Origin of the sequence: Siminovitchia fordii DSM 16014 = CIP 108821, assembly GCF_000374565.1 — a bacterium.
Taxonomy (GTDB): Bacteria; Bacillota; Bacilli; order Bacillales; family Bacillaceae_C; genus Siminovitchia; species Siminovitchia fordii.
Genome location: NZ_KB894687.1, coordinates 56186 through 73460 on the forward strand (window position 1 = coordinate 56186; position 17275 = coordinate 73460).

The window sequence follows — 17275 nt, forward strand, 5'->3', positions numbered from 1 at the left end:
GGTTTCACCTTCTTTTTAATAACTCATTGACTGGACCAGTGATCTGATTCCATTCCTCAATGATGGTTGCCAAAGTTTCATGGCCCATATCTGTTAGAAAATAATATTTCCGATTCGGCCCAGAATCGGACGGTCTTATTTCTCCCCTGATTAATCCATTTTTTTGAAGTCTTAATAAAACCGGATAAATAGTGCCTTCGCTGACATCTTGCAAGCCGATATCTTGCAGTTTCTTGGACAACTCGTATCCATAAACCGCTTCTTTTTCAATCACTGCCAATACACATCCATCTAATATTCCTTTCAATAACTGACTTCGTACAGACATATGCACCTTCCATTCCGCAGCTATTATGTTATGCAAGATAGTAAACCAAAAAAACAGAGAGAGAAGCTCCCTTGGATTAGTAATTGGTTATACAAGATAGTGGAGGGAAAATACGACTACTTGGTTATGCAAAGTAGTCATGTTAAATATATACGTATGTTTTGTTTCTGTCAACCCTTAATATGGGATCTTAATTATTATTGGCTAATCGGATAGGATGCAGAAACTCAATAAGCAATCTAAAAGTGAGAAGGGAGGTGGAGTGGTTAGCCCCACCAAATCACAATAATTTTTATCCAACTCTTTTGTACCTACAGCTTTAAGGTTGGAAGTTTGAGTAAAGCCATTTATTGTATTGTCCACGTTGTACTTAAAGAAAAAGAATAATTCAAAAGTGGATTAATTTCTCTTTCTTTATCTTCGGCCATCTGTATTTTGGAACATGCCTTACCATTGTTTCAAAGATAATTCCCCATTGTTGTTCCGATAAAGACGCAACGGATAGTTCATTTTTTATTCCAAGGTTTCTTTTTAAATATTTAATCTGAGGTGGTGTAAATATACCTCTGAGCGCTATATCAATAGATAAGCATCGACTCTTAAGTACATAATCGGCCATTCCCCAAAAGGTTAAATAATCCGGTAGCGGTACAAGGGGTTTTGCTTTCCTTTTTATCATAATTATTGCGGAATCTACACTTGGAGGTGGAGAGAAATTTTTTCTTGATATCTCTTTAACATACTGAATATCAAACCACATTTTCCAAGCAATAACATATGGATCTTTTACTAAATTTGAAGTAAATCTTTTAGCCGCACCTTTTTCCATCACAATCACACCTCTTTGAAAACCACTTGAAGGCTTATTAAGAAGCATTTTCATAATCGGGGTTGTAATAGAATACGGAATATTGGATACAACGATGAAAGGCTTTGTAGGCAAACAAAATTGCAAAATATCTTCATGAATGACTTTAGTGTTCGGATGTTGATACAATTTTCGTTTTAGAATCTCAACAAACTTAATATCATATTCCACAGCCAAAACTTTTCCAGCTTTTTGACTCAAAACTGCTGTTAATGCCCCTTTCCCGGCACCCAAGTCTAATACTATATCATGTGTATTGATTTTTGCTTGATCTACAATCTCATGAATCAACTTTTTATTGTGGATTAGATGTTGGCCAGAAAAATTGTTTGGTGCCCCACGGGTTATTTTATTGGTATTCTTATATTTTTTTTGGGTCATATTGTATCTCCCTTTCTTAAAATAAAAAAATCACAGGCATCTGCCTATGATTCAGAGTAAAGGGAAGAAGACCCATCCTTTTTTGATGGAGTCAGCAAATAAACCATCCTTTTGTTAAAAAGGATGAGAATTTAGACATAAATAAAGAAAGGCAGAAAAATCCGCCTTTCCATTACATATTTTTATATGAAATGAAGATTATTAAAAAAGGACAGACTTATCCCATTTACTCTGTAAACACAAAACAGAGCCTTTGAACGTATTTAATTACTGGTTCAAAGTTGGGAAACGAAGTCTTATGGAATGCGTCATTTTTTAATAATCCTCCTAAACAATTAAATTCATCAATCATTATATGTTTCCCTTTAGAATAAGTCAAACTGAAATGGGGAAAGGAAAGCTTAAATTATCTGTTCAACTCATCGGATTTTCATGGATATCACAATCGATATATTTTTTCATGGCACTTGAAGTTACCTTCACAAACAACCTCTTCAATTAATTATTTTTAATATTGCAGCTTGATCCTAATGTCACCCAATGCAATAAAGTACATTACTTTAATCTTGGATCAAATGAGTCCTTTTATTAATTGAGTGACCTTGCTTCTCTATGGTCTCCGATTTGTAAATGCGGAAAACGCTTGTTTTCCTTGAAATACCTCATCACTTGCCTCGTCATATGCCAGCTCCCAATTTTTAATGATAAAAATGAAAAGTATGATGGTAGGAAAAAAGTTATATTCCCCTTCGATCACAATACTCATCGATCAATTCTTCTATCTGTTCCGGCCCCGGGTACTTGCCAGAAAAAGAAAATTTCAGTTCCTCGATGAATTCGCCCTCACGGTAGACATGGATTGCACCATTTTGTTCGATGACACTGTATTCAGGTTCAAAAATATATCCGTTTCTCTCAATTGCGCCCATTTTAAACACTCCTAATTGATATATATGAATGTATTATCTCACATACCTGTTTAATCCATGCGGTAACATGGAAACCCATACTATTTACTTGTAAAATGAAATTAAACAAAATATTCGGTAATATGCATTTATTTGAGGTGAATTCCATGAAAAAATTACTATTTTTTACCGCTGCCCTTGCTGCCGGAATCTTATTAAGTTTTGAGGCAGCAATAGGAGGAGCGCTCGGGGAAAATATTGGGGAGTTGGAAGCTTCGTTTTTTGTTTTTGCAGTAGGTGCAGTTGTTCTGTTTCCAACTGCTTTAATATTTCAAAGGCATCATGTAAATGCGGCATTCCGATTTCCAAAATGGGAGTTAACAGGCGGGTTTTTAGGAGCGTTTTATCTCGTAATGCTTCTGTTCAGTGTCAATATGGTAGGTGTTGGTGTTTCGATGGTTGCGGTTATTATTGGCCAAATTATGATAAGTATCGTGATCGACCACTTCGGCTGGTTCGGGATTCCGAGAATATCATTTGACCGGAATCGTTTGATCGCTGTGGTTTTATTAATCTCTGCATTATTTTTAATTATATAGGCGGTGGTTTATGTGATTTTATTGATGATGCTCATCCCATTGATCGCAGGCATGAGTATAAGTGTGCAATCGGCCGTTAACGGAAGCCTTGGAGCGAAGACGAGCAGTCTTGTAAGCGCAGCTTTGTCTTTTTTGACTGGGAGCGTTTCGCTGGCTGTTGCTGTTTTTTTCTTCGGAGGCGGGGATATTCTTGCAGTTAATGAAGTGCCGGGATGGCAATTGCTTGCGGCTGCTTGTGGAATCCTTTTTATTTCGATCATGGTCTACGTTGTTCCGAAAATTGGGGTAACTGCAACGACAGTAACGGTTATTATCGGACAGTTGACCGCAAGCCTGGCCATTGATCATTACGGCTGGTTCCATTCTGAAGTGAATCCATTCGGTTTAAAAAGATTGCTGGGAGTCATTTTATTGTTAGGATCTCTCTATTTTGTATATAAAGATAAGGAGAAGGAAAAGGCTGTTCACAACTTGAAAAAATCGGCCAGGGCCAGATAGTCTATAAAGAGGCAGTACAGATAACTTCTCAGAATATGTTAAAATGATTGAACTACCTACATATCGAAGGGATGGGTCTTTAACAAATTCTTCTACTTTCTTTTGGCTGCAGATGCAAAGTGGCCGAATGGTTTCTCAGGCGTGGGATAATTGTACTGCACAGGTTGTTGGAGAAGTACTTGGGAAAAATAACGGATAGATTAAGGTCCGGTAAGTTGGGATGAGCTTTTATGTTTCAAGATATTACGGTAACTGACTTGATCGCTATAAAGGAAAAAGAACCTCATACGATGATTGATGTCCGTTCCCCACAGGAATTTCAGGAAGCTACGATTCCAGGCAGCATCAATATTCCGATTTTAAACAATGAAGAACGTGCGGAAGTTGGAACGATCTATAAACAAGTCGGAAAAGAAGCTGCGATGGATAGGGGGCTGGCCATTTTTTCACAAAAGCTGCCTGCATTCATTGACGAATTCAAGAAGATCGAAACGCCAATGACTGTTTTTTGCTGGCGTGGCGGGATGCGGAGCAAAACGGCAGCAACGGTTCTGGACTTGATGGGAATCCGTGCGAACCGATTAAGCGGCGGTATCCGCTCTTTCCGGCGCTGGATTGTAAATTACTTGGATACCGGTGAATTCCAACCGGAACTTCTTGTCTTAAACGGCTATACGGGATCAGGTAAAACCCTTATTTTACAGAAACTGAAAGAAAAAGGGTATCCTGTAATCGACCTTGAAGGAATGGCAGGGCACCGCGGATCGATATTCGGACAAATCGGAATGACACCGAGAAATCAAAAGAAATTTGATGCTGCGCTAGTGACTGAAATGTTGAAATATAGAAATGATCGCTTTGTTTTTGTTGAAGGGGAAAGTAAACGGATTGGAAGGGTCTACATACCCGATATCATCTATGAAAAAAAAGAAGTGGGCTTGCAGATTTTCATTGATTTGCCTTTAAGGGAACGTGTAAAAAACATTATTGAGGAATACGAACCATGGAATTATCCGGAACGTTTTCAAGAGGCTTACCGATATATTAAAAAGAAAATCCATACCCCTGTCGCAAAGCAGATAGAATCGCATCTCGAAAACGAGGAATTCACAGATGCCGTCAAGTTGCTGCTTGAATACTATTATGATCCAAGATATGAACATTCCGCATCTCATTTTCCAGAATCCCAAAAAATGACGATTCAGGCAGATTCGGTTGATGAGGCGTTCACAAAGGTATTAGAAGCGATACAACAAACCAAGATCGGAATAAAATAAAAAGAAGATCATCGGAACTGCGATGATCTTCTTGCTTTTTATCCTAATTCATGTCCGGTTACAAATATATAGCCTACCAAAAAAATATTTAAAACGATGATAACACCTGTGCAGAGCCAGGCAAGTATCTTCACCCATGTTTTGTTTGCAAACTCACCCATTTTTTCCTTGCTGCTCGTAAACAGTACGAGGGGAATAACTGCAAAAGGAAGCTGCAGACTTAATACGACTTGGCTCCATAATAACAGGTCACCTATCCCTTTGGCTCCCGCAATCCAAGTAACGATAAAGGCTGGGATGACTGCAATTAAACGGGTGATCAGTCGGCGGAGCCAAGGGGAAATCCTCAAATTGATAAATCCTTCCATGATGATTTGCCCTGTCAGTGTTCCCGTAATGGTTGAATTCTGTCCGGAAGCAAGAAGGGCTACGGCAAATAATGTGCTTGCGATGCCGACACCCAGAGTCGGGCTGAGCAATCGGTAAGCAGCTTCAATTTCGGATACATCCAAACCTGTTCCGTAAAATGCTGCAGCCCCAAGAATCAAAATAGCTGAATTGATTAAAAAGGCAATCGAAAGTGAAAAAGTAGAATCCAAAATTGAAAATTTAATCGCTTCTTTCTTGCCCGCTCGATTACGTTCAATTTTCCTTGTCTGCACGATGGAAGAATGCAAATATAGATTATGCGGCATCACTGTTGCTCCAAGAATCCCTAACGCAATAAACAGCATTTGAGGGTTAGCAACGATTTCCGGTTTTGGAATGTAACCTGCCAATAAAGCAGAAACTTCCGGTCTTGCCACCACCACTTCAAAAACAAATACCAGGAAAATCGTAGCCATCAGTACAATAATAATCGATTCGATGACACGAAATCCTTTCCTTTGTAGAAGTAGAAGTAACATGACATCCAGTGTTGTAATCAATATTCCGAGTAATAATGGGATGTTAAATAATAAGTTTAATGCAATGGCGGAGCCGATCACCTCAGCTAAATCAGTCGCAATGATGGCCAATTCAGCCAGTATCCAAAGAAAATAAGCCGTTTTTTTTCCGCTTGCCCCTTTCGTAGCTTGTGCAAGATCAAGCCCGGTAACGATTCCAAGCTTTGCAGCTAGTCCTTGAAGCAGCATGGCAATTAGGTTGGAAATGAGAATGACACTCAAAAGTGCATAACCGAACCTCGCTCCGCCGGCAATGGATGTTGCCCAGTTTCCCGGATCGACATAACCGACAGCGACTAACGATCCAGGTCCGGCAAATGCAAAAAATTTCCGCCAAAATCCCGCGTTTGCTGGAACATTGATTGAACTGTTTACTTCTTCTAAGCTAAGGCTGGAGCTTTTATGCAGCCATCCATTCTTTTTTATTTCCTGTTCGTCAGACATTCGATCAACTCCTAAACAAGCACGAGAGAAACAAAATTGGATAAAGGCAAAATAAAGAGTCATGGTTACTTTTTTTGTAAAATAACATAAAGCTCAATCTATCACAAGCAGTCTAATCTTTATTTTACCCTAATTTTTTCTAAGTAATATTCCGGAGAATTATGTGAAACGTTTCACAATAAATGACATTTATCATATCAAAGTAATGACGTTTATGCCTACTCTGAATTGTTACTTGGTCTTATCATTAAATGTAACTTCACATGGGAGAGGATCGCATGGATAAAGAAAAAACGAAACAACTTCAAAAAGGCGTTGCAGCATTTGCCAAATCTGATTTAAAAAAGAGCATCTTTCAAATATTAAATACGATTCCGCCGTTTTTCGTGTTATGGTTCCTGGCGTATCAAAGTTTATCTATATCAATCTGGCTTACACTTGGGTTGGCAGTAGTTGCCGCAGGATTTGTTGTCCGCATATTTATCATCTTTCATGACTGCACTCACGGATCTTTTTTCAAAAATAAGAAAGCGAATGATACGCTTGGCACGATTACAGGAATAATGACCCTTTTTCCGTATCAAAAGTGGAAGAGGGAACATGCCATTCATCATGCATCCAGCTCGAACCTTGATAAGCGAGGTATTGGTGATATATGGGTGATGACAATAGAAGAATATCAAAAAGCTTCGAAATGGCAGCGTCTCGGATATAGATTTTACAGGAATCCGCTCGTCATGTTCGGACTGGGGCCATTGTATCTGGTCCTAGTATCTAACCGAATCAATCGTAAGGACGCAAGGAGAAAAGAAAGATTGAATACGTACCTGACGAATTTCATGATTGTTGCCACTTATACGTTGATGATGGTTGCTGTCGGCTGGCAGGAGTTCCTTATCATCCAGGGATCGATCATGTTTATCGCAGCGGCACTTGGAATTTGGCTCTTTTATATTCAGCATACATTCGAAGACTCCTATTTTGAGGAAGAATCAGAATGGAATTATGTAAAAGCAGCAGTTGAAGGCAGCTCTTATTATAAGTTGCCCCTTGTTCTTCAGTGGGTAACTGGAAACATTGGTTTCCATCACGTACATCATTTGGCGCCGCGTGTCCCGAATTATCATTTGGAAGAAGCGCATGATTCAAATCCGCCGCTTCAACATGCAACGACCATCACAATCAGGACTAGCCTTGAATCGTTAAGGTACAAGCTATATGACCCAGAAAATAAAACATTTGTCACTTTCAAAGAGGCACGGCGAAGGATTCGGACAGAAAGTAAACAGATGAATTTGAAGCCAAAGCATATAAGTTTTGAAACAAAATAGTTGGTACATGCCATTCCATGATGATGGAATGGCTTTTCTTTAGTGGTCACTGTTATAATGTTCCCAACAGATAGGAGTGAAAATCCGGTATGGGTAGCTGGTTCAGCATTTTTCCTAGAAATAAATGGCTAAGTATATATGTTTGGATCATTTTTTGTTTATTGCCCTTCTTTTTCATTTTCAGGTCGTCGTCACCTTTGGAAATCTTAATCGGCATTACGCTGATGTTATTGTATTTTTTATCATACATGTTTTCATATAAGGCAAAAAACGGTCTTGTATATATGTGGGTCAGTTTTGAGATTGTCATCAATGTGGTTATGACATTGTTATTTGGCTACGTTTATTTGGCCATTTTTACAGCGTTTTTCATCGGGAACATCCGAAATCCGGTCGGATTCTATATCATTTATGGCCTCCATATCGCTTTTACTGTTGGAGCTATTGTATCTGGTTTTTTTATAGAAATCGATTTATTTCTCCCGCAAATCCATTTTATACTCGTTTCAGTACTCGGAACAGTGCTTCTGCCTTTCAATTTATATTACAGAAATAAACAGATCAATTTGGAAGGGCAGCTTGAGCATGCAAACGAACGGATTTCGGAATTGGTCGTGCTGGAAGAAAGAGAGCGGATATCAAGGGATTTGCACGATATCCTTGGACAAAAGCTGTCGTTGATCGGCTTAAAGAGCGATTTGGCGGGGAGGCTGGTTTTCCGGGATCCTCAGGCGGCTGAAAAAGAACTGCATGATATCAGGCAGACGGCCAGTACAGCATTGCGCGAGGTTCGGGAACTCGTTGCCGATATTCGGGCAGCAAAATTGGAAAATGAACTGGTTAGAACGAAGCAGATGTTTAAGGCAGCTGAAATGGAATTGACTATTGAGGGCAATCCTTCCTTTGGAAAAATACCAGCAATTATTGAGAGTGTATTAAGCATGTGCCTGAAGGAGGCGGTAACGAATGTGGTGAAGCATAGTGGTGGAACGGCTTGCCGCATCACGTTCGAACACCGGCCGAATGAATATATCCTTTCTATCGAAGATAATGGAATCGGAATTCCCAGAGGTGGTAAGGTGGAGCCGGGAAGTGGCTTGAGAGGAATGCGGGAGCGGCTTGAATTTGTAAATGGCAACCTCCATGTAGATGGAGAAAACGGTACAAGGCTGACAATCCGCGTACCTGTTGTCCTAAAACATATCATGAAAGAGGTGGATTGAAATGGTTCGTATTGTCATTGCGGAAGATCAGGGGATGATGCTCGGGGCCCTTGGCTCTTTGCTGAACATGGAAGACGACATGGAGGTTGTCGGACAAGCAAGAAACGGGGAAGAGGCAGTTAAGCTTGTAAAGGAGCTTGAGCCCGATGTTTGCATTATGGATATTGAAATGCCGGTAAAAACAGGACTTGAAGCTGCGCAGGAACTGAAAGGCTCTTCCAGTAAAATCATCATTCTGACTACTTTTGCGAGAGCCGGCTATTTTGAGCGTGCCCGAAAATCGGGAGTCCGGGGCTATTTACTGAAGGACAGTCCGATCGAAGAGCTCGTTACCGCTATCCGTCTGATTATGGATGGGCGGCGCATGTACGCCCCTGAACTAGTGGATATTGCCTACGGAGATGATGATTATATGGAAAATCCGCTGACTGAACGCGAAAGTGAAGTGCTCAGTCTTGTTGCGGAGGGGAAAACGACAAAGGAGATTGCAAAAGAGCTTTATTTGACACCAGGCACTATCCGAAACTATATATCTTCCATACTCGAAAAACTGAATGTAAGCAATCGAATTGAAGCCATCTCCCGATTTAAGGAAAAAGGGTGGTTTAAATAGCCCAATACGGATATAAGTACCCAGTACATCACGGCTTTTCAAAAAGGTGTGATCCTTGGGGGATTTCTCAGAATGCCTTTATGTTATAATTCCAATAAAAGGAAATATAAGATGGGGTGAAACAATGAACCACTTGGATAGGGAACTTTATGATTATCTTGTTGATCAGATAGAGAATATATCAAATGAGTGGCTTGCTCATAGAAGTAAAGAGCATGGTTCCATTTACTCTGTTGATATAGACAAAGAAACGGAAACTCAATTGAAGGAACAAAACCGTTTAACCAATCTGACTGTAGCCAGCAGTCTAATGGAAGATAAAAAGGAATTTGATAAGAATAAGGAAAAGTGGGCACGGCTTGTAGCTGAAAGCAGGGTCAGCAGCAACACCCCCATTCCTGAAGTTTTGGAAGCATTAAGCAACGCACGGAAGGTTTATTGGTGTTTTGTGGAAAGGTTTGTGCAGATAAATTCTGGAAAGGTGACTCAGGAATATCTTTTGAGATGGGGAGCTACGATAAACAGGGCATTTGATGAATTGACCATACAATTTTCGCAGTTCTACAACATGTTAATGGATACTAAATTGTCAGCGCAGTCTAGTTTGATTGACGAGTTAAGTTCCCCGGTTATAAAAATAAATAAAGAAATTGGTGTACTTCCTCTAGTCGGTGACATTGACACTTTGCGGGCGAAAAAGATTTTTGATTACGTACCTGTCAAATGTACGGAAATCAATATATCCAGTCTGTATATTGATTTATCCGGAGTATCAATCATCGATACGATGGTTGCCCATCAAATCTATCAGTTGACGCAAACTTTAAATCTCCTGGGGGTACAATCCACTATTACTGGTATACGTCCCGAAATTGCCCAAACTGCTATTCAACTGGGGTTAGATTTTTCCAAGATTGATACATACAGTTCGCTGGAGCAGGCATTGAAAGACAAATTTCTGCTTGTGCAGTCCACCAATTAAACATAACCCTCAGCAAAGCAGGCAGTCATCTGGAATAATGGCTGCTTGCTTTGCTGTTTTGATGGTCTCAATGACTGTCTTTAATTGACCGTGCAGAGGTCTTACAGAGTTAAACGACGTTCTCTCTAATAAGCAATTTCTCAATCTCCCCTTTAGTTACCGGGGGACTATAAAGGTATCCTTGCCCAAGATGGCAGCCATTTTCTAAAAGGAACTCCCTCTGTTCTTCAGTTTCTATCCCCTCTGCAATCAAGTTGAAGCTCAGGTTGCTGCCCATTTCTATGATGGTCTTCACTACAGATGCAGTATTTGAGTCTGTCATCATTTTCCGAACGAAAGACTTGTCGATCTTGATAGCATCAATCGGTAGGCTGCTCAAAACGCTCAAGGATGAGTAGCCGGTGCCGAAATCATCAATTGATACTTTGATGCCGATATTTTTCAGTTTTCCAATAATAGTATAGGATTGATTGATTTTCTGCATGACGCTTTCGGTGATTTCAAGCTCCAGGTATTTTGGTGGCAGCAAATTTTTACTTAATGATTCGTTGATGAGCTCGATAAATTGATGATCTTCAAATTGCAATGCTGAGACATTTACAGCAATTTTTACTCGAATCCCTTCACTCTGCCATCTTCTGATTTGCTTGCAAGCTTCTTGAATCACCCATTTCCCTATCGGTATGATCATCCCTGTACTTTCAGCAATTGGAATAAACTCATAAGGGAAAACATTCCCCAATTCCGGATGTTTCCAGCGAAGCAATGCTTCCACCCCGACAATCCGCCCGCTTTCCAAATGTACCTGTGGCTGATAATACAACTCGAATTCATTATGATGGAGAGCTTTTTTCAATCCCTGTTCTATTCTTATCTTCCTGTCTTGCACAGTGTCAACTTGGTGCACGAAAAATTGGTAGTTATTATAGCCATTTTTTTGAGCTAAGTGCATTGCTTTGTATGCATGTTTCATCAAGGTGCCTACATCATGACCGTCATCGGGGTACAGGCTGATCCCGATGCTTGTTGTCGTAAAAAACTCTTTTTCATTAATAACAAAGGGCTTCATAAATAAGTTTAAGATTTGTTCGGCGACTTTTTTAACCTTTAATTTGTCGGTATTTTCCAACAAAATGACAAATTCGTCCCCGCCATGCCTTGCAATCAACATATCTGAAGGGACATTTTCAACTAATCTTTCGCCTACTTTGATGAGGAAGCTATCTCCGTATTGGTGTCCCAGTGTATCATTGACAAGCCTGAATCTGTCTAAATCTATGAACATAACCGCAAGCTGATGATTGCTCTTATTGTTGCGCAAAACGGCTTCTCTTAAAGTACTTTGAAATTTCATTCGGTTTGGCAGGCCGGTCAGTTGGTCATAATAGGCCATGTAATTCATTTTTTCCTCGTGATTGTTGCGTTCCCTTAGTGACAGGGTGTGAATTAAGCCCATAATAGTGAAATTGAAAATGGCAATTCCGATCAGTACGGAACTTGAACCGATGGAGAACACCCATGTTTTGGACTTCAACAGAGCGACTTCATAGAGTGTCATTGATTTCATTACGATGTAATGGGTTATGGAAACCCCAAGCGACAATATGACAGCAACGGGTATGTGAAAAAGAGAGAAGCTTTCTTTGATTGTCTTTGTGAATAAAAAACCTGCTATAAAAGGTATTCCGACTGCGGAAAAAATCGACATTGCCACAAGGAAATAATTATATTTAATGTAGGAATTTGCCAGGGTTCCATAGGCTCCGCTATAATGCATCACTAAAATACCTGCGCCCAACAGGACAGAAGCAGGTAGTAAATTCGAAACAGTGGTCTCATCTTTTAACGTGAAGACATAAAAGGACGCATAAGTCAGAATGGTTACTGCAATAAGCGAAAAAAACGTTGCCGGTCCATTGTATATGGCCTCGGTACTTGTCTCAAGTGACAGCATGGCAGTTAAGTGCGTCGACCAAATGCCGATGCCCATCATGGAGGCGCTTGCTGCAAGCCAAAGGTTTTTCTTCTTTTGCGTTTCTGCTTTATGGACCTTTCTGAGCAAATCAAGCGCCGTGACACACGCAAAGATTAAGATTAAAATGGAAATAAGTACAGAAGAACTGCTATAAAAAAATGGGATTTTTTCCATTTGTGAGACCCTCGCTCCAACTAATTTAGGTAAAAAAACTGTCCACCCTTTTTATCGGCTTTTAGCGAATTTTGTAAAGGGGATGCAGAATAAAATAGCGCTGTTTCATATTGGATATTCAACATTTTGGTGAAAATTGACTGTACTTTTATCTAAAAAAGGAAAACCATATTATAATGGTAGCAGTGGTAGTATTTTTTTTGAATTTATGGCCTATATGGATTGAATATTGCCTGGGTGTGAGCCCGGCTTTTTTAAGGGGACGAAATAAAATGATATTGAGTAAGACAGAAACTCATGAAGGACAGGTGAAGGGCGGCCAAATCACGGCATTTCTTGCAGATCTAATGGCGCTTTTTAAGGGAATTGTGCTGATTGCGAATGTGCTGCCCGTTTTTGCAGGATTCTGGTTAGCGCTGGTTTTTACCAATACACCTTTTACGATGAATTTACAGTTGTTTTTCCTGACAATAATCGGAAGTACACTCGTGATGGCCGGCGCTCTTGTCCTGAATAACTGGTACGAGGTTGATTTGGACAAAGTGATGGACAGGACTCAAATTCGCCCGACTGTTACTGGCCGAATTTCGCTTAAGACAACCTTGGTTCTAGGAATTGTTTTAAGTATAATCGGATTCATTCTTTTGGCCTTCACTACTTGGGAGGCCCTCCTTTATGCATTTATAGGATGGTTTACTTATGTGGTCATGTATACGATGTGGACAAAGCGCAAGTATACATTTAACACGGTAGTGGGAAGCATCTCCGGGGCAGTAACACCGTTGATCGGCTGGGCAGCAGTCAGTTCTGCCAATCATATTGTTCCGATTGTGCTTTTCATGATCTTGTTCATCTGGCAGATGCCGCATACATTTGCAATCGCGATGAAGAGACACGATGAATACAAAGCAGCGGGAGTCGCGATGCTTCCAGTCATTCGCGGGTTTGACATGACGAAACGCCAAATATTTGTTTATGTCGCATGCCTATTACCGTTCCCTTTCTTTCTGGTACCTCTTGGTACAGTGTTCATTGTTACAGCGACCCTGCTGAATCTCGCATGGCTGGGACTGGCGATTTGGGGATTTTTTGTAAAAGATGATCATAAATGGGCTCGGATCAATTTTGTGGTGTCGGTCAATTATATTGCGATATTATTCATTATGATGGTCTTAGTGACTTTGTAGAATGGAGGAGTTGATGTTGAACTCCTCTTTTTTCATGAAAACTAAGCGGGTATAATGAGGGTAATAGTGATTGAAAGGATTTTTTGAATGTCTCATGACTTTTTTTACCGCAAGTATAAAGAAACAGGTGTTCAATTAAATGAAGTTCAAAGAAAGGCGGTGCTCCATACAGAAGGGCCGCTGCTTCTGCTGGCTTCACCGGGATCTGGAAAAACTACGACGATCATCATGCGTATCGGTTACCTTATTCAAGAGAAGAACGTACTACCATCACGGATAAAAGCTGTCACTTTCAGTCGAGCATCTGCCAACGATATGGAAGCGCGTTTCAAACAACTTTTTCCTGGCCTTCCTCCTGTGAATTTCTCTACAATTCACAGCCTCGCCTTTGAAACGGTTCGGGAGCAATTGTACAAGGAGCGCGTCGACTACCAAATTATTGAGGGAAATACAGAGAGCGGGCTGCACAAGAAGTTGATTTTGCGGAAGCTGTTTGAATCTGTTACTGGTGAAAACATGACCGATGACCAGTTGGAAGAGTTTATGACGTATATCAGTTTTATAAAAAATAAAATGATTGGGCAGGAAGATTGGCCTTCAATCAAGTGTACTGTCCCAAAAGCGGCAAAGATTTTACGTAAGTACGAAAAGTTCAAGCAAACAGGCCATCACAGGCTGCTGCTGGATTTTGACGACATGCTGACGATGGCAAATGATATTTTTGAAAATAATACTGATCTTTTGAGGAAGTATCAAAGCAGATACGATTACATACTGACGGATGAAAGCCAGGATACGTCATTGGTGCAGCATAAAATCATTGAAAAGCTGGCAAGAGAACATCGTAATCTTTGTGTGGTTGCGGATGATGATCAGTCGATTTACAGCTGGAGAGGGGCCGAGCCGTCTTATTTGCTGGATTTCAAGAAATCTTATCCGAATGCAGATATTTTGTTCATGGAGCGGAATTACCGTTCGTCGAAAGAAATCGTGGAGACGGCAAACAATTTTATAAAGCAGAATAAAAACCGGTATGCCAAAAATATGTTCACAAAAAATCCTTCGTCAAAGCCTATTATATTTAAAAAATTTTCTGATTACAAGTTTCAGGTGAAATATTTGGTGAAAGAGATCAGAGAAGAGAGAAATCTGTCGGATATCGCAATCCTGTATCGCAACAATTCATCTTCGATTGCTTTGATGAACGAGTTTGACAGAGCGGGCGTACCTTTTTTCATGAAAGATGCCGATAATCGCTTTTTTTCCCATTGGGTTGTCGGCGATATCCTAAATTTTATGCGAATGACTTATACAGATAAGCGGCCGGAAATTTTAGAAAAAATCCATACGAAACTTAATGGATATATTACAAAGAAACAAATGTTAGCTCTGAAGCAGATCAGAAACAACGAATCTGTTTTTGATAATCTTGTAAACTATGTCCAAATAAAGGACTATCAAGTGAAAAAATTGATCGAGAACAAGGAGACTTTCCGCCAAATGAAGGGGATGCCGCCACTGCATGCAATCCAAGTCATCAGGGATAAGCTGGGATATGAAAAAGCGCTGGAAAACATGTGTGAGCGACTCGGGTTCCGAAAAGAGTATCTGCTCGGCATTTTAAACACGTTAGAGGAAATAGCACAGGACCTTGCAACCATGGAAGAATTTGCAGGGCGCTTAAAACATTTAGAGGCGAGATTAAAAACGTCAAAATTCAAGAAGGATGAAAATGCGGTGACTTTCTCTACATTTCACAGTGCAAAGGGTTTGGAATTTGAAAAAGTGTATATGATCGACCTTATCGATGGCGTCATCCCATCAGCGGAAGATAAAAAAGGGGACATGGAAGAAGCCGTACGCTTGTTTTATGTCGGCATGACCCGTGCAAAAAATCATCTTGAATTGATTTCATATCAACAGAAAGACGGGTCGAAAGAAATGGAATCCCCGTTTGTCAGCGACGTTTGGAATATAGTGAATCCACCAAAGGAAATCGGCAGTAAGATGCCGGAAAGAAAGGAAAAGCCCCAGACTGTTGAAGCAAATCCAAACGCAATTACTGATAGCTCGGAATTACGGCCAGGTATGCCAGTGAAACATAGAGTATTTGGAAAAGGAAACATAGAGTCACTTGGTGAGGAAACGATTCATATCAAGTTTTCCAATCAGGAAAAAGCTCTTTCCATCAAGATGTGTGTGGAGCGGGGGCTGTTGGAGACGGTGTGATGAATGGCAATTGGCTTCGTTTGTACGGAAAAATTCCCGCTTTTGGCCTGAGTTCGAATAAACGGTAACCAATCGAGGGGAAATGTTCCCGTTTTGTGCCCGATTTCGAACAAACGGTAACTAATCTTGGGGGAATGTTCCCGTTTTGTGCCGGTGCTCGAACAAACGGTAACCAATCGTGAGTCAATGTTCCCGTTTTGTGCCTGAGTTCGAACAAACGGTAACTAATCGTGAGTCAATGTTCCCGTTTTGTGCCTGAGTTCGAACAAACGGTAACTAATCTTGGGGAAATGTTCCCGTTTTGTGCCGGTGCTCGAACAAACGGTAACCAATCATGAGTCAATGTTCCCGTTTTGTGCCCGAGTTTGAACAAACGGTAACCAATCGAGGGGAAATGTTCCCGTATTGTGCCGGTGCTCGAACAAACGGTAACCAATCATGAGTCAATGTTCCCGTTTTGTGCCTGAGTTCGAAAAAACGGTAACTAATCGATGGGAAAGGTTCCCGTTTTGTGCCGGTGCTCGAACAAACGGTAACTAATCTTGGGGAAATGTTCCCGTATTGTGCCTGAGTTCGAACAAACGCTAACTAATCTTGGGGAAAGTTCCCCGTTTTGAGCCGGTATTCGAAAAAACGGTAACCAATCGTGAGTCAATGTTCCCGTTTTGTGCCTGAGTTCGAACAAACGGTAACTAATCGATGGGAAAGGTTCCCGTTTTGTGCCGGTGCTCGAACAAACGGTAACTAATCTTGGGGAAATGTTCCCGTTTTGTGCCTGAGTTCGAAAAAACGCTAACTAATCGATGGTAAAGGTTCCCGTTTTGGGCCGGTGCTCGAAAAAACGGTAACTAATCGATGGGAAATGTTCCCGTTTTGTGCCTGAGTTCGAACAAACGGTAACTAATCTTGAGTCAATGTTCCCGTATTGTGCCTGAGTTCGAAAAAACGGGAACTAATCGATGGGAAAGGTTCCCGTTTTGTGCCTGAGTTCGAACAAACGGTAACTAATCTTGAGGAAATGTTCCCGTATTGTGCCTGATTTCGAAAAAACGGTAACTAATCTTGGGGAAATGTTCCCGTTTTGTGCCTGAGTTCGAAAAAACGGTAACTAATCGAGGGGAAATGTTCCCGTTTTGTGCCTGAGTTCGAAAAAACGGTAACTAATCTTGGGGAATGTTCCCGTTTTGTGCCTGAGTTCGAACAAACGGTAACCAATCGTGAGTCAAAGTTCCCGTTTTGTGCCGGAGTTCGAACAAACGCTAACTAAACAGACGGAAGAGTTTTCATATACCGTATATGATCAAAAAAACA

Annotated in this window: 15 protein-coding genes; 9 read left to right on the forward strand and 6 right to left on the reverse strand. The window is 40.6% G+C overall.

Annotated features, from left to right (window positions below; all coding sequences use genetic code 11):
• Nucleotides 1-4 precede the first annotated feature (4 nt).
• The 4 genes from C509_RS0106050 to C509_RS0106065 all read right to left on the reverse strand — a co-directional run bounded on the left by C509_RS0106050 (nt 5) and on the right by C509_RS0106065 (nt 2506).
• Nucleotides 5-328 carry a PadR family transcriptional regulator gene (locus C509_RS0106050; protein WP_018706024.1) on the reverse strand — a complete coding sequence of 108 codons (324 nt, stop codon included), beginning with the start codon at nt 326-328 and terminating at the stop codon, nt 5-7.
• A gap of 388 nt (nt 329-716) precedes the next feature.
• Nucleotides 717-1577, reverse strand: a complete 861-nt coding sequence (erm, locus tag C509_RS0106055; RefSeq protein WP_018706025.1) for a 23S ribosomal RNA methyltransferase Erm — start codon at nt 1575-1577, stop codon at nt 717-719.
• 267 nt (nt 1578-1844) lie between these two features.
• Nucleotides 1845-1889 carry an erythromycin resistance leader peptide gene (locus C509_RS27450; RefSeq protein WP_106408210.1) on the reverse strand — a complete coding sequence of 15 codons (45 nt, stop codon included), beginning with the start codon at nt 1887-1889 and terminating at the stop codon, nt 1845-1847.
• A gap of 425 nt (nt 1890-2314) precedes the next feature.
• Nucleotides 2315-2506: a YbxH family protein gene (locus C509_RS0106065; protein WP_018706027.1), complete on the reverse strand. Its 192-nt coding sequence runs from the start codon at nt 2504-2506 to the stop codon at nt 2315-2317.
• 95 nt (nt 2507-2601) lie between these two features.
• Here C509_RS0106065 and C509_RS0106070 point away from each other — a divergent pair, with 95 nt between their 5' ends.
• The 3 genes from C509_RS0106070 to mnmH all read left to right on the forward strand — a co-directional run bounded on the left by C509_RS0106070 (nt 2602) and on the right by mnmH (nt 4859).
• A complete protein-coding gene (locus C509_RS0106070; RefSeq protein WP_211214255.1) occupies nt 2602-3084 on the forward strand; it encodes a DMT family transporter in 483 nt (160 codons plus the stop codon).
• Nucleotides 3085-3096: 12 nt separating this feature from the next.
• Nucleotides 3097-3582, forward strand: coding sequence for a DMT family transporter (locus tag C509_RS0106075; RefSeq protein ID WP_018706029.1), 486 nt, complete (start codon nt 3097-3099; stop codon nt 3580-3582).
• A gap of 230 nt (nt 3583-3812) precedes the next feature.
• Nucleotides 3813-4859 (forward strand): tRNA 2-selenouridine(34) synthase MnmH, encoded by a 1047-nt coding sequence (gene mnmH, locus C509_RS0106080; protein ID WP_018706030.1) that lies wholly within the window; start codon nt 3813-3815, stop codon nt 4857-4859.
• Between the two features lie 38 nt (nt 4860-4897).
• Here the strand turns inward: mnmH and C509_RS0106085 are convergent, their stop codons facing one another.
• Nucleotides 4898-6250, reverse strand: coding sequence for an Nramp family divalent metal transporter (locus C509_RS0106085; protein ID WP_018706031.1), 1353 nt, complete (start codon nt 6248-6250; stop codon nt 4898-4900).
• A gap of 278 nt (nt 6251-6528) precedes the next feature.
• Here C509_RS0106085 and desA point away from each other — a divergent pair, with 278 nt between their 5' ends.
• The 4 genes from desA (at nt 6529) to C509_RS0106105 (ending at nt 10399) form a co-directional block, all read left to right on the forward strand.
• Nucleotides 6529-7581: a Delta(5) desaturase DesA gene (gene desA, locus C509_RS0106090; protein WP_018706032.1), complete on the forward strand. Its 1053-nt coding sequence runs from the start codon at nt 6529-6531 to the stop codon at nt 7579-7581.
• Between the two features lie 89 nt (nt 7582-7670).
• Nucleotides 7671-8804: a sensor histidine kinase gene (locus C509_RS0106095; protein ID WP_018706033.1), complete on the forward strand. Its 1134-nt coding sequence runs from the start codon at nt 7671-7673 to the stop codon at nt 8802-8804.
• Between the two features lies 1 nt (nt 8805).
• A complete protein-coding gene (locus C509_RS0106100) occupies nt 8806-9417 on the forward strand; it encodes a response regulator transcription factor (RefSeq protein ID WP_018706034.1) in 612 nt (203 codons plus the stop codon).
• A 124-nt stretch (nt 9418-9541) separates the two neighbouring features.
• Nucleotides 9542-10399, forward strand: a complete 858-nt coding sequence (locus C509_RS0106105; protein ID WP_033369799.1) for an STAS domain-containing protein — start codon at nt 9542-9544, stop codon at nt 10397-10399.
• A 109-nt stretch (nt 10400-10508) separates the two neighbouring features.
• Here the strand turns inward: C509_RS0106105 and C509_RS25060 are convergent, their stop codons facing one another.
• Nucleotides 10509-12548 carry an EAL domain-containing protein gene (locus C509_RS25060; RefSeq protein WP_018706036.1) on the reverse strand — a complete coding sequence of 680 codons (2040 nt, stop codon included), beginning with the start codon at nt 12546-12548 and terminating at the stop codon, nt 10509-10511.
• Between the two features lie 272 nt (nt 12549-12820).
• Between C509_RS25060 and cyoE the strand changes: the two genes are divergently transcribed.
• Together cyoE and C509_RS0106120 are read left to right on the forward strand one after the other, a co-directional pair.
• Nucleotides 12821-13735 carry a heme o synthase gene (cyoE, locus tag C509_RS0106115; RefSeq protein ID WP_154654355.1) on the forward strand — a complete coding sequence of 305 codons (915 nt, stop codon included), beginning with the start codon at nt 12821-12823 and terminating at the stop codon, nt 13733-13735.
• Nucleotides 13736-13822: 87 nt separating this feature from the next.
• Entirely contained in the window at nt 13823-15964 is a 2142-nt protein-coding gene (locus tag C509_RS0106120) for an ATP-dependent helicase (RefSeq protein ID WP_018706038.1), read from the forward strand.
• Nucleotides 15965-17275 lie beyond the last annotated feature (1311 nt).

Excerpts from the sequence above, each read along its gene's own strand:
- C509_RS0106050 (WP_018706024.1), bottom strand. The coding sequence starts at position 328 with ATGTCTGTACGAAGTCAGTTATTGAAAGGAATATTAGATGGATGTGTA.
- erm (WP_018706025.1), bottom strand. The coding sequence starts at position 1,577 with ATGACCCAAAAAAAATATAAGAATACCAATAAAATAACCCGTGGGGCA.
- C509_RS0106065 (WP_018706027.1), bottom strand. The coding sequence starts at position 2,506 with ATGGGCGCAATTGAGAGAAACGGATATATTTTTGAACCTGAATACAGT.
- C509_RS0106070 (WP_211214255.1), top strand. The coding sequence starts at position 2,602 with ATGAAATTAAACAAAATATTCGGTAATATGCATTTATTTGAGGTGAAT.
- mnmH (WP_018706030.1), top strand. The coding sequence starts at position 3,813 with ATGTTTCAAGATATTACGGTAACTGACTTGATCGCTATAAAGGAAAAA.
- C509_RS0106085 (WP_018706031.1), bottom strand. The coding sequence starts at position 6,250 with ATGTCTGACGAACAGGAAATAAAAAAGAATGGATGGCTGCATAAAAGC.
- desA (WP_018706032.1), top strand. The coding sequence starts at position 6,529 with ATGGATAAAGAAAAAACGAAACAACTTCAAAAAGGCGTTGCAGCATTT.
- C509_RS0106095 (WP_018706033.1), top strand. The coding sequence starts at position 7,671 with ATGGGTAGCTGGTTCAGCATTTTTCCTAGAAATAAATGGCTAAGTATA.
- C509_RS0106100 (WP_018706034.1), top strand. The coding sequence starts at position 8,806 with ATGGTTCGTATTGTCATTGCGGAAGATCAGGGGATGATGCTCGGGGCC.
- C509_RS0106105 (WP_033369799.1), top strand. The coding sequence starts at position 9,542 with ATGAACCACTTGGATAGGGAACTTTATGATTATCTTGTTGATCAGATA.
- C509_RS25060 (WP_018706036.1), bottom strand. The coding sequence starts at position 12,548 with ATGGAAAAAATCCCATTTTTTTATAGCAGTTCTTCTGTACTTATTTCC.
- cyoE (WP_154654355.1), top strand. The coding sequence starts at position 12,821 with ATGATATTGAGTAAGACAGAAACTCATGAAGGACAGGTGAAGGGCGGC.
- C509_RS0106120 (WP_018706038.1), top strand. The coding sequence starts at position 13,823 with ATGTCTCATGACTTTTTTTACCGCAAGTATAAAGAAACAGGTGTTCAA.